The sequence below is a fragment of the Pseudomonas sp. W2Oct36 genome (assembly GCF_041060465.1).
GTDB lineage: Bacteria > Pseudomonadota > Gammaproteobacteria > Pseudomonadales > Pseudomonadaceae > Aquipseudomonas > Aquipseudomonas graminis_B.
This window is the reverse complement of sequence record NZ_JAUERW010000004.1, coordinates 1-15222: the sequence shown is the minus strand read 5'-3', so window position 1 is coordinate 15222 and position 15222 is coordinate 1. Positions and strand designations below refer to the sequence as shown.

Genomic DNA, 15222 nt, shown 5'->3' with positions numbered 1-15222 from the left:
TTGCGAGAATCAAGTTCGCTGACAAATAAATGCCATTGAGCGGCGCCGTTTATGCGGCCCGTTCGATTGCATTCCTTTGCCCGCGATCTCGATGCATCGACGAGCGTGTCGTTGAACAACGACTCAGGGAGTGTTCATGTCATTCAACACAGCGGTTTCAGGTTTGCACGCAGCGCACAAGCGCATGGAAGTGGCCGGCAACAACATCGCCAACGTCCACACCTCCGGTTTTAAATCCTCTCGCGCCGAGTTCTCGGCGGTCTATTCCTCCTCTATGCTCGGCGGCAGCCGCACGGCCTCGGGGGATGGGGTGCAAGTGGCCAACGTTTCGCAGAATTTTGCGCCCGGCGGGGTCATCACCAGCGAGGGCAGGGCGCTCGACATGCGCATTCAGGGCAGCGGTTTTTTTGTCATGAGTGACGCCGGTTCCATCAGTTACGGCCGGTCCGGGGCGTTCATCAAGGATGCGCAGAATTTTGTCGTCGACGCCCACGGCAGCCGCTTGCAAGGCTACGGGGTGACAGACGCCGGGGAGGTGATCAGCGGCGTTCGTACGGATCTGAAGATCGACGCGGCCGACATGTCGCCCAAGGCCACGGGCAAGATGGAGCAGACCCTCAACCTGAACGCGGCGTCGGCGTCACTTGGCGCCATTCCGCGCTTCGACCCTGGCGACCCGACTACCTACACGCGGGTTACCGGGCGGCTGATTCAGGACGCCGGTGTTCCGCCAACGGATCACGAGCTCAAGCAGTACTTCGTCAAGACTGAAGACGACAACTGGACGTCGTACATTCTCGTTGACGGCGTCAATCCGCTGGACCCGACCAGCACCGCGCCGCTGGAGATCGGTTTGCAGGTGTCTGCGGCGGGGAGGCTTTCGCTCACCGGCCCGACGGCGGCGGTGAAGATGATTTCCGACACCGAGTTGTCCCTGCAGACATGGCGCCCGGCGGTGAACGTCAACGGCACCTGGACCGCAAGCCCCGCGCCGTCTCCAGGACCGATCTCACTGCCGTTGCTGGACGGCGGCCTGCCCGTGCTCGACCCGGCCGATCCGCTCATGCCGCGGCCCGTGCCGACCTTCAATCCTGCGGACATCACCACCTACACCAAGGCGTCCACCTATGGCGTGTTCGACAGCCTCGGCATGCGCCACGAAATGACCCAGTATTTTGTCAAAGACGGCAGCAACAGCTGGAAGATGCATACGCTGATTGACGGGCGCAACCCGCAGGACCCGACCAGCACAGCGCTCTCGACGGCGAGCATGCTGTTCGACTCCGGCGGCTCGCTGCAATCGCTGATCGGCAGTCAATGGCTGACCGCCGCCAACAACACCCTGACCCTCGAAGGCTGGGTGCCGGCCAAACCGCTGGACGGCAACAAGCCGGGCGGGCGTTGGGGCGCGAATGGCGCCGTGGGAAATGCCGACGGCATTGTCATGGACTTCAACAAGCTCAGTCAGCACAACGCCGCCACCGGCAGCAGCAACATCGTGATCGATGGCCACACGGCAGGGCAGGCGAACCAGCTGACGATCGACAAGAGCGGCATGCTGATGATCGGCTTCAGCAATGGCCTGCACCGCAATGTCGGTCAGGTCATGCTCGCCAGCTTCGCCAACAACCAGGGGCTGCAGCCGGTGAGCGACACGCGCTGGGTCGAAACCCTGGCCTCTGGCGTGGCCAATTACGACATGCCGGGTGTCGGCACCTTGGGCAGTGTCATCGGGCACTCGCTGGAAGGCTCCAATGTCACGTTGACCAATGAGCTGGTCGAGCTGATCCAGGCGCAGACGGCTTATCAGGCGAACTCGAAAACCCTGTCGACGGAGGCGGAACTGATGCAGACGTTGATACGCGCGACCTGATTGCGCGCCCGCCGAAAATCACGATGTTGGAATGAACCTCGGCAGCCTCACCGGCCTCTTCCCGGCTGAAGCCGGTCCTACAAAAGCTGTGCGCAATCAGTGAGATTGGGTGTGAACGCTAACGTAGGACCGGCTTTAGCCGGGAAGGCGGCGTGTCGGGCGGTTGATTCATCACAGACAAACCGCCTTCGCGAGCAAGCTCACTCCCACAATCAATCCCGGCAGCCCAGCCGGCCTCTTCCCGGCTGAAGCCGGTCCTACAAAAGCTGTGCGCAGTCTGTGAGATTGCGTGTGAACGCGAACGTAGGACCGGCTTTAGCCGGGAAGGCGGCGTGTCAGACGATCAGTCCGTCACGGTCCAAACGAAACAACTCAAATCGAGCAATCCGACTTCACATACGCGGCGCTGATCCGCGTCCAGCCTTCGCCGGGACTGGTCTGGGCGCAGACCGTGCGGTGGGCGCCTTGCCAGAGGAAATAAGGTGCCGGCGCCGCCCAGGCGGCAAACGAGCAGGCAATCAATGTAAGGAGCAGGGCGGTGCGCAGACCCATGACGGTTTTCCGTAGTGACTGAAGCGAATTCACAAAACGCTGCAAGTTTCGCACCCCATGGAGAGTTTTCTGGCGCTCGCTGCCGTCGATTTGCAGGAAACCGGCGGTCCGCTGTCGCGCAGCGGCTCAAACCGGATCCCAGTCCGACAAATCCGGCCGGAATCATTGAAGAATCAACGCTTTGTATCACCGCTGAAAAACTGGTTCGATTATTGCTATGACCTGTTCAGTACAGCTACAGGCGGCAAGCGTCTGTCGGAGGAGGAAGACTGTGGACAAGTTGCTATACGTGGCCATGAGCGGAGCGTCGGAAAACGCCATCGCCCAAAAGGCCCATGCCAACAACCTGGCGAACGTTTCGACCAACGGGTTTCAGCGCGACCTCGAGCAGGCGCGCTCAATGCCCGTGTTCGGCGAGGTCAACCCGTCCCGGGCGTACGCCATGAGCGAACGTCCCGGGACCGACTTCAGCCAGGGCGCGATGGTCGACACCGGTCGTGATCTGGACGTCGCCGTCAAAGGCAATGGCTGGATGGCGGTGCAGACAGCCGACGGCGGTGAAGCCTACACCCGCACCTCCAGCATGAACATCGACGCCCTCGGCGTGTTGCGTGATGGCAATGGTTTGCCGGTCATGGGCAACAGCGGGCCGATTGCCGTGCCTCCGCAGCAGCAGATCGAGATCGGCGCCGACGGCACCATCAGCGTTCGTTCGCTGGGTGAGAGCCCGCAGGTCATGGCCCAGATTGACCGCATCAAGCTGGTCAAGGGCGACCAGACCACCATGGAAAAAGGCCCTGACGGTCTCATGCACACCAAGAGCGGCAGGCCGGCCCAGGCCGATGCAGACGTCCAGGTCGAGTCCGGGTTTCTGCAGGCCAGCAACGTAAACGCCGTTGACGAGATGACCTCGGTGCTGGCGCTGTCCCGCCAATTCGAACTGCACATCAAGATGATGAAGACCGCCGAGCAGGATGACGAGTCGATGGCTCGCGTCTTGCAAATGGGCTAATGACTGACAGCTTGCGCCGATAAACAGGCGCTCGAGGAGATTCAAACATGCTTCCGGCACTCTATGTTGCTAAAACCGGTCTGGCCGCCCAGGACACCAACCTGACGACCATTTCCAACAACCTGGCCAACGTTTCGACCACCGGTTTCAAAAGCGACCGCGCGGAATTCCAGGACTTGCTCTACCAGATCAAGCGTCAGCCAGGCGCCCAGTCCACTCAGGACAGCGAGCTGCCATCGGGCCTGCAACTGGGTACCGGTGTGCGCATCGTCGGCACCCAGAAAAACTTCACCGCCGGCAGCCTCCAGACCACCAACCAGCCGCTGGACATGGCGGTCAACGGCCGCGGTTTCTTCCAGATCCGTCAGCCTGACGGCACCTTGGCGTACACCCGCGACGGTACGTTTCACTTGGACAGCAACGGCCAGATCGTGACCGCCAACGGCTACGCGCTGGAGCCGGCGATCGTCGTGCCGCAAGACTCGCAGACCTTCACCGTTGGTGAAGACGGTACCGTGTCGATCACCACCTCGGCCAACACCGCGACCCCACAGATCATCGGCAACGTGCAGACCGCCGACTTCATCAACCCGGCCGGCCTGCAATCCCAGGGCGGCAACCTGTATCTGGAAACCGCTTCCAGCGGCGCTCCGCAGGTCGGTACTCCGGGCCTCAACGGTCTGGGCGTGGTCAAGCAGAACACCCTGGAAAACTCCAACGTCAGCACCGTTGAAGAGCTGGTGAACATGATCACCACCCAGCGTGCCTACGAGATGAACTCCAAAGTGATCTCGACCGCTGACTCGATGCTCCAGTACGTGACCCAGAACCTGTAAGCCGCTCTTGAAACGCCTGATGTCCTGCTGTGAAACACCTGATCAATTACGAGGGGCGCCTGAAAAACGCCTGCTACACCGCGAGGTTTTAAGTGTCATGAAACGGCTCTCTGTATTGCGGCTTTCCCTGTTGGCAGCTCCTGTGTGCGGTATCGCGCTGCTGACCGGCTGCGTTGCGCCTGCGGCCAAACCCAATGACCCTTATTACGCGCCGGTGTTGCCGCGCACGCCGCTGCCTTCAGCGGCCAGCAACGGATCGATTTATCAGGCCGGTTTCGAGCAAAACCTGTATGGCGATCGCAAGGCTTATCGGGTCGGCGACATCATCACCATCACGCTCTCCGAGAAGATGGCCGCCAGCAAAGCCGCCAGCTCCGGGATCAGCAAGACCAGTAAAACCAGCCTTGGTCTGACCTCGCTGTTTGGCGCTGGCGTCAGCACCAACAACCCGGTCGGTGGCGGCAATCTCAGCCTGGACGCCGGCTACACCGGCGACCGCGCCACCAAGGGCGACGGCAAGGCCGCGCAGAGCAACAGCCTGACCGGCTCGATCACCGTGACAGTCGCTGACGTCATGCCTAACGGCATTTTGCTGGTGCGCGGCGAGAAGTGGATGACCCTGAACACCGGTGACGAACTGGTGCGCATCGCCGGCCTGATTCGCGCCGACGACATCGCCACCGACAACACCGTGTCGTCGACCCGTATCGCCGATGCACGCATCACTTATTCCGGTACAGGCGCGTTTGCCGATTCCAGTCAGCCAGGCTGGTTCGACCGATTCTTCCTCAGCCCGTTGTTCCCTTTCTGATAGCGGGATAGCCATGATCACGTTCAAGCAACTGATAGCGGCAGCGCTGCTGTTCACCACCGCACTGGGCGCCCACGCCGAGCGCCTGAAGGACATCGCCAGCATTTCCGGCGTACGGACCAACCAGTTGATCGGTTACGGTCTGGTGGTGGGGCTCAACGGCACGGGTGACCAGACCACCCAGACGCCGTTCACCCTGCAGACCTTCAACAACATGCTCTCGCAGTTCGGCATCAAGGTGCCGTCAGGTTCTGGCACCGTGCAGCTGAAAAACGTCGCGGCCGTGGCCGTGTACGCCGACCTGCCGCCGTTCGCCAAGCCGGGCCAGCAGATCGACATCACCGTGTCGTCCATCGGTAACTCGAAAAGCCTGCGCGGCGGTGCCCTGTTGATGACCCCGATGAAGGGTATCGACGGCAACGTCTATGCCGTGGCCCAGGGCAACCTGGTGGTCGGCGGCTTTGATGCCGAAGGCCGCGACGGTTCGAAGATCACCGTCAACGTTCCGTCTTCCGGCCGTATCCCGGGCGGCGCATCGGTTGAACGTGCCGTGCCGAGTGGCTTCAACCAGGGCAACTCGCTGACCCTGAACCTCAATCGCAACGACTTCACCACCGCCAAGCGCATCGTCGACAAGATCAACGACATGCTCGGCCCTGGCGTCGCTCAAGCGCTGGACGGCGGCTCTGTGCGGGTGACCGCGCCGCTGGACCCCAACCAGCGTGTTGATTACCTGTCGGTGCTGGAAAACCTGGAAATCGATCCGGGCCAGACCTCCGCCAAAGTCATCATCAACTCGCGGACCGGCACCATCGTTATCGGCCAGAACGTCAAGGTCTCGCCGGCAGCCGTCACCCACGGCAGCCTGACCGTGACCATCACTGAAGATCCGGTGGTCAGCCAGCCGGGCGCGTTCTCCAACGGCCAGACCGCTGTGGTCCCGCGCTCGAAGATCAACGCCCAGCAGGAAATGCACCCGATGTTCAAGTTCGGTCCGGGCACCACGCTGGATGAAATTGTCCGCGCGGTTAACCAGGTGGGCGCAGCGCCAGGCGACTTGATGGCGATTCTCGAAGCACTGAAACAGGCTGGCGCGTTGCAAGCCGACCTGATCGTGATTTAAGAGGCAGACTCATGAGCATTCCAAGCGGCGGCACGACTGTCTCAAAGGCAGGTTCAGGTGATTCAGGGGCGTATACCGACCTCAACCGTCTGACTGCCATGAAAACCGGTGATCGCGACAGCGAGGGCAACCTCAAGAAAGTCGCGCAGGAATTCGAGTCGCTGTTCGTCAGCCAGATGCTCAAGGCCATGCGTTCGGCCAACGAAGTGCTGGCCAAGGACAACCCGATGAACACCGCGGCGACGCGGCAGTATCAGGACATGTACGACCAGCAACTGTCGGTGAGCATGTCACGCGAGGGTGGCGGTATTGGTCTGCAGGACGTGCTCATGCGTCAGCTGTCGAAAAACAAAGGCGCCGAAATTGCGCCGGCCAGCACCGGGCTTGTCGCCGGCGGCAAAACGGAGGCGAAGGCCGACGGCAAAGCCGACGCGCCTGCACAGGCCGGCCTGGCCACGCGCATTGCCCAGCGTCCGCTGTGGGCCACCCGTTCGGTGACCGCGCCGGAGGCCGGCGACGGTACCGTGCATAGCGACGTGGCGGCGCTCAATTCCCGTCGCCTGTCGCTGCCGAGCAAACTCAGCGACCGCATCATGGCCGGCATCGTCCCGAACACCGCCACCGCCACCGCCGCCGGCCAGGACGCGAGCACCAGCGCTACCACACTGAAGAACCGCATTGCCGTCTCCAATGCCGTGGCCGCCGCGAAAAGCGCAGGTTCCAAGGAAAATGGCGACTGGACGGTCGGGCCGCAGTACGCCGCCGACGCCGACGCTTATGTGCGCAGCCGCGTGCAGACGCCGCTCGCGCCGGGCAAGAGTGCATTCGCCAACCGTGATGACTTCGTCGCCACGATGATGCCGCTGGCCAAGGACGCCGCTGCGCGCATCGGTGTCGATCCGAGCGTGCTGGTGGCCCAGGCGGCGCTGGAAACCGGCTGGGGCAAATCGATCATGCGTCAGTCCGATGGCGGCAGCAGCCACAACCTGTTCGGCATCAAGGCACAGGGCGGCTGGAAAGGGCCGGAAGCCCGTGCGATCACCAGCGAGTTCCGCGACGGCCAGATGGTCAAGGAAACCGCGGACTTCCGCGCCTACGACTCGTACGCCAGCAGCTTCCACGACCTGGTGAGCTTCCTGCAGAACAACAATCGCTATCAAGAAACCCTGAAATCCGCCGATAACCCGGAACAGTTTGTGAAAGAGCTGCAGAAGGCCGGCTACGCAACCGACCCGTCTTATGCCAGCAAGATTTCTCAGATAGCGAAACAGATGAAGAGTTACCAGACCTACGCATCCGCCTCGGGCTCTTCCACGACTTTATAAGGTTTGAACCATGTCACTGATCTCAATCGGGCTTTCGGGACTCACCGCCAGCAGCGCAGCATTGACGACGATCGGCAACAACACTGCCAACGTCGACACGCAGGGCTACTCGCGTCAGCAAGTGATGACCGCCGCCGGGGCTCAGCAGAACATCGGCGTCGGTTTCATCGGCACCGGTACGACGTTGTCCGACGTGCGCCGCATCTACAACGGCTACCTCGATAACCAATTGCAGACCAGCACATCGCTCAACGCCGACGCCACCGCGTACCTGAGCCAGGCCAGCAAGCTCGACTCGATGCTGTCGGACAGCTCGACCGGCGTGAGCACCGTGCTGGCGAAGTTCTTCACTGACCTGAGCGCTCTGGCGTCCGGGCCGACTGACACGGCTGCGCGCACGACATTTCTGACCAGTGCATCGGCGTTGGCCGGTCAGTTCAACACCATCTCGGCGCAGATGAAGGACCAGAACGCCAGCATCAATACCCAGCTGACCACGGCAACAGGGCAGGTGAATGCACTGGCGTCGTCCATTGCCGTCCTCAACAAGCAGATCACCGAGACCCAGGCTTCCGGCGGTCAGCCCAACACGCTGCTCGATTCGCGGACCGAGGCGGTACGTCAGCTCAATGAACTGGTCGGCGCCAAGGTCGTTGAAAACAACGGCAGCTATGACGTGTACATCGGCACCGGCCAGCCGCTGGTCACCGGCACCACCGCCAATACCCTGAGCGCCGCGCCCAGTGACAGCGACCCCAGCGTGTATGCGCTGAAACTGAAATATCAGAACAACGAAGTTGATGTCTCCAGCGTGGTAACCGGTGGCTCGCTTGGCGGGTTGCTGCGTTATCGCAGCGACGTGCTGCAGCCGGCCGCCAGCGAGCTGGGCCGTCTGGCGGTGGTCGCTTCCGACCAGATCAACAGCCAGCTCAACCAGGGTGTGGACGCCAACGGCAACTTCGGCAGCAACCTGTTTATCAGCGTCAATGACCCGAGCCTGACCAGCCAGCGCAGCCTTGCCAACACCACCAACGATCAGTCTTCGGGCAACTTCGCGGTGTCCATTGCCAACAGCGCCGCGCTGCAGACCAATGATTACCAGGTGACCTTCACCGATGCCAGCGGCCAGTACAGCGTCAAGCGTCTGCCGGACGGCAGGGACATGGGTTCGTACAACACCAGCGCCACCACTGCGCCGGTCATCGACGGCTTCTCGCTGAAATTCAATGGCACCTCCACCGAGGGTGACAGCTTCAAGATCAGCCCGACCAAGACCGGTGCCGACGGTATCAAGGTGGTGATGACCGACCCGAAAGCCATCGCCTCGGCCAGTCCGCTGACCGGCAGCTCCATTGTGAGCAAAGGCTCGGGCACGCTCACCCAGCCTGTCTTGTCGACCCAGGCCGACATCTACAACCCGACCGCGACGGCCGATCTGCGTAACGCGCTGACGGCCTCGACGCCGATGCGTTTGCTCATGGGCGATGTCACCAATGGTGCTCAGAGCTATTCGCTGGTCGATGCACAGGGCGCGGAGGTCAAAGACAAATCCGGTAATGCGATCAAGGGTTCAATTGTTCCAGGCCAGTCCAACGACATCAGTCTGGAAGTGGGTTACACCGACTCGTCGGGCGCTGCGCAGTCGTTCAAGTTCGGCATGACCCTCGCCGGCTCGGCCAACAGTGGCGACACCTACAGCATCGCCATGACCGGCGCCGGGTCTCTGGACAACCGCAACGCGACCTCGGTCGGTACCCTGCAGACCAAACAGACCCTCGACAGCGCAGCCGGCAATGGCACGGGCATGAGCCTGAGCGGCGCCAACGCCAACATGATTACCACCGTCGGCAGCAAGGCGGCGCAGGGCAAGAATGATTCGACGGCCACCACCGCCGTCCTTACCCAGGCCAAGAGTGCGCGCGACAGCGTTTCCGGTGTTTCGCTGGATGAAGAAGCCGCCAACCTGGTCAAGTATCAGCAGTACTACACCGCTTCGTCGCAGATCATCAAAGCTGCTCAAGCCATTTTCAGCACGCTGATCAACAGTCTTTAAGGAATCGTAATCCATGCGTATCTCAACGACCCAGTTTTACGAAACCAGCGCCACGAACTACTCGCGCAGTTACGCCAACGTCACCAAAACCGGTGACGAAGTGGCCAGCCAGGTCAAGCTCAACACGGCCGGCGATGATCCGGTCGGCGCGGGCCGTGTGCTGCAGTTGCAGCAGCAGGGCACGATGCTCAATCAGTACAAATCCAACATCGACACGATCAATACCACCGTCGTGCAGACCGAGACGGCGTTGACGTCGATCACCTCGGCGATTCAGCGCGCGCAAGAGCTGGTACTGGGGGCGGCGAACACCTCGTTCACCGACAAGGACCGCCAGGCCAACGCCTCCGAGCTCAAGGAGTTGCAGGGGCAAATTCTCGGCCTGATGAACAGCCAGGACGCCGACGGTACCTACCTGTTCTCCGGGTCCAAGGGCACCACCGCGCCATACGCCGTCAGCTCCGACGGCACCTACAGCTATCAGGGCGACCAGACGCGCAACCTGCTGGCCGTTGGCACCGGCATCTCCATGGCCAGCAACACCACCGGCTGGGATGCATTCGAACAAGCGACCAACACCACGCGCACCTCAACGACCCTGGTCGCTGGCGCGGATGACGGCGTGATCTCGTTGTCCGGCGGCAGCGTCAGCAATGCCGCCACCTACGACACCAGTTTCACCGCCGGCCAGCCCTACAAGATCTCCTTCACCAGCAGCACGGCCTATACCATACTGGACAAGAACAACCAGGATGTGACAGGTGAGGCGTCGGCTGCCGGCAAGTTTGCGTCCACCAATTCGGCGAACCAGGCCATCACCTTCCGGGGCCTGGAACTGAACCTGAACATCAACCTGACCAAAGATCAGTACGCAAGCACCAGCGCCGCCGACGCGGCCGTCAAGGATCACACCTTCCAGCTGGGTGTTTCCCCCAGCACCGTGAGCACTTCGCGTCTGCCGGCGAACACCTCGACCGATGTGATCACCAGCTCGTTGGTGACCGATCAGGCCGCGTTCGACAAAACCTTCCCGTCGGGCGGCGCTGTCGTGCGCTTCACGGATGCCACCAACTTCAATCTGTACGCAGCGCCCTATGACCCGGCGACCAGCAAAGCGGTGTCCACCGGCACGCTGAGCGGTAACACGGCGACGGCCTCCGGCGTGACCTTCACCTTCAGCGGCACGCCGCCGGCGATGGCGGCAGGTGACCAGTTCACCGCGCAGTCTTCGACCCAGCAAAGCCAGAACGTGCTGAACACCTTGTCCAAGGTCATCACGGCGCTCAACGGCAAGGTCGATGGCGACCCGATTGCCCAGCAGAAACTGCAGGCCACGATGACCTCCACCATCGGTAACCTGAAAAGTGCGGCCGAGCAGATCATCAATGCCACCAGCGAAGGCGGTGCCCGGGCCAAGACCGCGACCGATCAGAGCGTGACCAACCAGACCATGATCGACAACGGCACCACCGAATCGGGCACGATCACCGCGTCCGACCCGGTCGATGCCATCGCCCGTCTGACCCTGCAGAAAACCATGCTGCAAGCCTCGCAGCTGGTGTTCACCCAACTGTCCGCGCTGAACCTGTTCAGCAAGCTGTAATCGGCCCAGCGGCGCGCGACACCTGACCAACAGGTGTCGCCACCGTTGAGCGTCAACCGTATTGTCAGCGGTTATGCCGATCCTCTCCCCGGGGTGCGGCGCCGCTCGTGAGTCCCGCCCGTGAATTCAGCTCCCCTCGTCAGCCTCGTCATTCCCGCCTACAACCCGCGCTTTTTCCAGCGAGCCCTGCTGGACGCCCTGGCCCAGACCTATCGGCCCCTTGAAGTGGTGGTCTGCGACGACAGCGCGACCGACGAGATCCAGCGCACGGTCGAAAAATACCTCGACTCAAGCGCGGTCACGCTGCGTTATGTGCGCAACCCCAAGCGTCAGGGCTTCGTCGGCAATTTGCTGATGTGCCTGCAGGAAGCGCAGGGTGAGTTCATCAAATTTTTCTGCGACGACGATCGGCTGTTTCCGGCGGCCGTCGCGCGTCAGGCGAGCATTCTGGTGGAACATGACGACGTCAGCCTGGTGCTGGCCCAGCGTTATTTCTGCGACCCCCAGGACGTTCAGTTGCCGGTGCGCATCGAGAACGCGCCGCTCGCCGAGTCCAGTTCGGTGTTCTACGGCGCCGACCTGCTCTCGGTGTTCGATATCTCGCCCACCAACTTTCTCGGCGGATTCAGCAGCTCACTGATGCGCCGCAGCGACGTGCAGGTGATTCTGCCGGCGCTCAGGGAAGTCGGCGAGGGCTTCACCGCGCTGGTGGATTTCGTGCTCTACGTGTGCCTGCTCAAGCGCGGCAACATGGTCATGCTCAACGATGTTCTCAGCGCCGAACGTTTGCACCCGGACCGTTTGAGCCGCCAGCAGTGGGTCAGGGACCTGATCAGCGACGAGCGGCAATGGCTGGGCAAGATGCTCAAGGCGCGGACCGGCGAAGACGCCCCCGAATATGGCTGGGTGCGCTTTGTGCCGCTGACCGAGGCGCTGGTGCAGCCTCGCGTCTGGCAAGAGCTGCCCCTCAGCCGCATGCTCGGTGACCGACAGGCCTCCTTGCCGTGGCGAGTCGGCACCGACAGCGAAAGTTTTGCCGAGCTGTACCAGCAGTGGCTGAGCTTCCGAACCCTGTTTGGCGCCGATCGGCTGCGCGTGGCGGATAACGTCGCCACCTGGCCGTCGCAGCCGAAGATGGTGGCGGTGGTGCTCGACGAGCATGCCAGTGCCGCCGGAGTCGCCATGACCCTTGGCAGTCTCGACGCACAGTTGTATGCCGCCGAACTGACCCTGGTGCTGTCCAGCGCCTGCGAGACGCCCGTGCTCGACGGCCGCGTGTTCACCTTGCCGCTGCAGCCCGACTGGCTGGCGCAACTCAATGACCCGTTGCCCCAGCTTGAGCGGGGCGACTGGTGTTACTTGCTGCGGGCGGGGGATCGGCTGACCGATTGTGCGTTGCTGATCCTTGCCGAACGCGCGGCCCACTCGCCTGACGTGCTGTGCCTGTACGGCGACGAAGGCGCGTTGCATGAAGGCGAATCGGCCGAGCCGGTGTTCCGGCCTGACTTCAACCTCGACCTGCTGCGCAGTTATCCCTACGTCGGTCGCGTTCTGGCGTTTCAGATCGATGCGCTGGTCAGGCTCGGCGGTTTCGATTCGGCCTACGGCGAACTCGCGCCCCATGACGCCATTTGGCGCCTGACTGAAGCCCACGGCGTGGTGGTTCAGCACGTTTCGGAAATCCTCGTCGAGTCGCAGTTCCCGTTTCAGGCGTGGCTGGCGCTGGATGAGGTCATGGCGCAAAACGCCCCGGTGCTCCGCGCACATCTGCAGCGCATGGGCATTGCTCATCAGCTGCACGAGGTGGAAGGGCAGTGGCTCAATCACGTGGAATACCTGAGTGACGCGCGTCCGCTCGTCTCGATCATCATCGTCCATCAGGACCAGTTGGCGGCGTTGCAGCGCTGCGTCGAGTCGCTGCTGTCGAAGACCCCTTACGATCATTTCGAAGTGCTGATCGTCGACTGCGCCAGTCAACAGCCGGAGGCTCGGTCCTGGCTGGCGGACATGCAGCAGATCGGTGGCGACACCCTGCGCGTCCTGCATTACGAAGGGCAGGGCAATGGCGCCGATGTGCGCAACTTCGCCGCTGGCCATGCCCGGGGCGAGCACTTGCTGATGCTCAGTGTGTATGCGGTGGTCGCCGACTCCGCGTGGCTGGGCGAACTGGTCAATCACGGGCGGCGCGAAGAAGTGGGCGTGGTCGGCGCCAAGCTGTTCACCCCCGAAGGCTACATTCTCCAGGCCGGGCTGATTCTGGGTTACCACGGCCCGGCCGGCCCTGCGTTTTTTGGCGAGCCACTGCACGCGCCCGGTCATCTGCTGCGGTTGCAGGCGGCCCAGGACCTGAGTGCGGTGGGCGGGCACTGTCTGCTGGTGCGGCGCGCGTTGTTCGAGCAGCTCGGCGGCCTGAACGGCGATGAGTTCAGCGGCAGCCTGAGCGAAGTGGATTTCTGCCTGCGCGTGCGGGAGTCCGGTCATCTGGTGGTCTGGGCACCCCGTGCGGTGTTGGCGATCGGCGCCTCGACACCGGCGGAACAGGTCCGCGATAAACAATCCCAGGTCGACGATCAACACGCCTTCTACAAACGCTGGCTGCCGATCCTCGCCCGTGACCCGGCCTACAACCCCAACCTGCGCCTGACCGGTTCGTTCTACAGCCTGGAACCCGGCCTTAAAAAAGGCTGGAACCCTTATTCATCGCGACGTTTGCCCAATGTGCTGGCGATCCCGGTCAACAGCACGGCGGTGGGTCACTACCGCGTGTCCCAGCCGTTTCTGGAGCTGGAGGCCGACGGCCGAATCGGCGGACGGATGAGCTACGACCTGCCGTCGATCATCGAGCTGGAGCGTCAGTCGCCGGACGTGATCATCGTTCAGTGCCGCTACAGCCAGAATTCCATCGATCAGGTCGCCAGCCTCAAGGCGTACTCCAACGCCCGGCGCATCTACGAGCTGGACGACTACGTGATCAGCGTGCCGAAAAAGAACGGCCATCTGCGCAGCATGCCATCGAACATGGAAGCGATGGTGCGTCTGGGCACCAGCCTCTGTGATCGGGTGGTGGTTTCGACGGTGACGCTGGCCGATGCACTGTCGGGGATGCACCACGACATCCGCGTGGTGCCGAACATGCTGGCGTCGCAACTCTGGACCGGCCTGCGCAGCCAGCGCCGCACTTCGAAAAAGCCTCGGGTCGGTTGGGGCGGCGGGACCAGCCATGCCGGGGATCTGGAGATCATCGCCGAGGTCGTGCGCGAGCTCGCCGATCAGGTCGAGTGGGTGTTCTTCGGCATGTGCCCCGAGTCGTTGCGCCCGTACGTGCACGAGTTCCATCCGTCCGTGGGCTTGCTGGCCTATCCGGCAAAACTGGCGGCGTTGAACCTTGACCTCGCGCTGGCGCCGCTGGAACACCACATTTTCAACGACTGCAAAAGCAACCTGCGCCTGCTGGAATACGGCGCCTGCGGCTACCCGGTGATCTGCACCGACACCCGGGCCTACGACGGCTACCTGCCATGTACTCGTGTTATGACCAACAGCACCGCCGAATGGCTCGAAGCGATCCGCATGCACCTGGCCGACCCCGACGCCAGCTACCGCATGGGCGATGAGCTGAAAGAAGTGGTCATGCGCGACTACGTCCTGCGCGGCGACAACCTTCAGCACTGGGTCAACGGCTGGCTGGCGGATTAGCCGCGCTGTTTTAGTGGGACCGGCTTCAGCCGGGAAGAGGCGAGCATGTGCACCCTCAACCCTGCGGTGTGACGAATGACGTCTTCCCGGCTAAAGCCGGTCCTACTGACGATACGCGGCGTGAATGTAGGACCGGCTTCAGCCGGGAAGAGGCCGGCATGTGCACCCTCAATCCTGCGGCGTGACGCCTGACGTCTTCCCGGCTAAAGCCGGTCCTACCCGCGTTCACCCCAATCCCACTGACGGGACGCGGCGTGAATGTAGGACCGGCTTCAGCCGGGAAGAGGCCGGCATGTGCACCCTCAATCCTGCGGCGTGACGCCTGACGTCTTCCCGGC

At 62.4% G+C, this 15222-nt stretch carries 10 protein-coding genes; 9 read left to right on the top strand and 1 reads right to left on the bottom strand.

The genetic code is table 11. The annotated features are described in order from the left end of the window. Positions 1 to 136: 136 nt before the first annotated feature. Positions 137 to 1873, top strand: coding sequence for a flagellar hook protein FlgE (locus tag QWI18_RS07840; protein WP_369318569.1), 1737 nt, complete (start codon positions 137 to 139; stop codon positions 1871 to 1873). 372 nt (positions 1874 to 2245) lie between these two features. Here QWI18_RS07840 and QWI18_RS07835 read toward each other — a convergent pair whose 3' ends face one another. Continuing rightward, the gene (locus tag QWI18_RS07835) at positions 2246 to 2425 is read right to left on the bottom strand and encodes a hypothetical protein (RefSeq protein ID WP_065987264.1); all 180 of its coding nucleotides are present in this window, start codon (positions 2423 to 2425) and stop codon (positions 2246 to 2248) included. Between the two features lie 271 nt (positions 2426 to 2696). On the opposite strand from QWI18_RS07835, the gene QWI18_RS07830 reads away from it, so the two are divergent. The 8 genes from QWI18_RS07830 (at position 2697) to QWI18_RS07795 (ending at position 14884) form a co-directional block, all read left to right on the top strand. After that, the gene (locus tag QWI18_RS07830) at positions 2697 to 3437 is read left to right on the top strand and encodes a flagellar basal body rod protein FlgF (RefSeq protein ID WP_065987265.1); all 741 of its coding nucleotides are present in this window, start codon (positions 2697 to 2699) and stop codon (positions 3435 to 3437) included. Positions 3438 to 3484: 47 nt separating this feature from the next. Continuing rightward, on the top strand, positions 3485 to 4273 hold the full coding sequence (gene flgG, locus QWI18_RS07825) for a flagellar basal-body rod protein FlgG (protein ID WP_065987266.1): 789 nt from the start codon (positions 3485 to 3487) through the stop codon (positions 4271 to 4273). Between the two features lie 97 nt (positions 4274 to 4370). After that, positions 4371 to 5084, top strand: coding sequence for a flagellar basal body L-ring protein FlgH (flgH, locus tag QWI18_RS07820; RefSeq protein WP_065987267.1), 714 nt, complete (start codon positions 4371 to 4373; stop codon positions 5082 to 5084). A 13-nt stretch (positions 5085 to 5097) separates the two neighbouring features. Continuing rightward, positions 5098 to 6207 (top strand): flagellar basal body P-ring protein FlgI, encoded by a 1110-nt coding sequence (locus QWI18_RS07815; protein ID WP_065987268.1) that lies wholly within the window; start codon positions 5098 to 5100, stop codon positions 6205 to 6207. 11 nt (positions 6208 to 6218) lie between these two features. Then, positions 6219 to 7532, top strand: a complete 1314-nt coding sequence (flgJ, locus tag QWI18_RS07810; protein WP_369318568.1) for a flagellar assembly peptidoglycan hydrolase FlgJ — start codon at positions 6219 to 6221, stop codon at positions 7530 to 7532. Positions 7533 to 7542: 10 nt separating this feature from the next. Next, the gene (flgK, locus tag QWI18_RS07805) at positions 7543 to 9585 is read left to right on the top strand and encodes a flagellar hook-associated protein FlgK (protein WP_369318567.1); all 2043 of its coding nucleotides are present in this window, start codon (positions 7543 to 7545) and stop codon (positions 9583 to 9585) included. Positions 9586 to 9598: 13 nt separating this feature from the next. Further along, entirely contained in the window at positions 9599 to 11188 is a 1590-nt protein-coding gene (locus tag QWI18_RS07800; RefSeq protein ID WP_369318566.1) for a flagellar hook-associated protein 3, read from the top strand. A gap of 120 nt (positions 11189 to 11308) precedes the next feature. Continuing rightward, positions 11309 to 14884, top strand: a complete 3576-nt coding sequence (locus QWI18_RS07795) for a glycosyltransferase (protein ID WP_369318565.1) — start codon at positions 11309 to 11311, stop codon at positions 14882 to 14884. Positions 14885 to 15222: the final 338 nt, after the last annotated feature.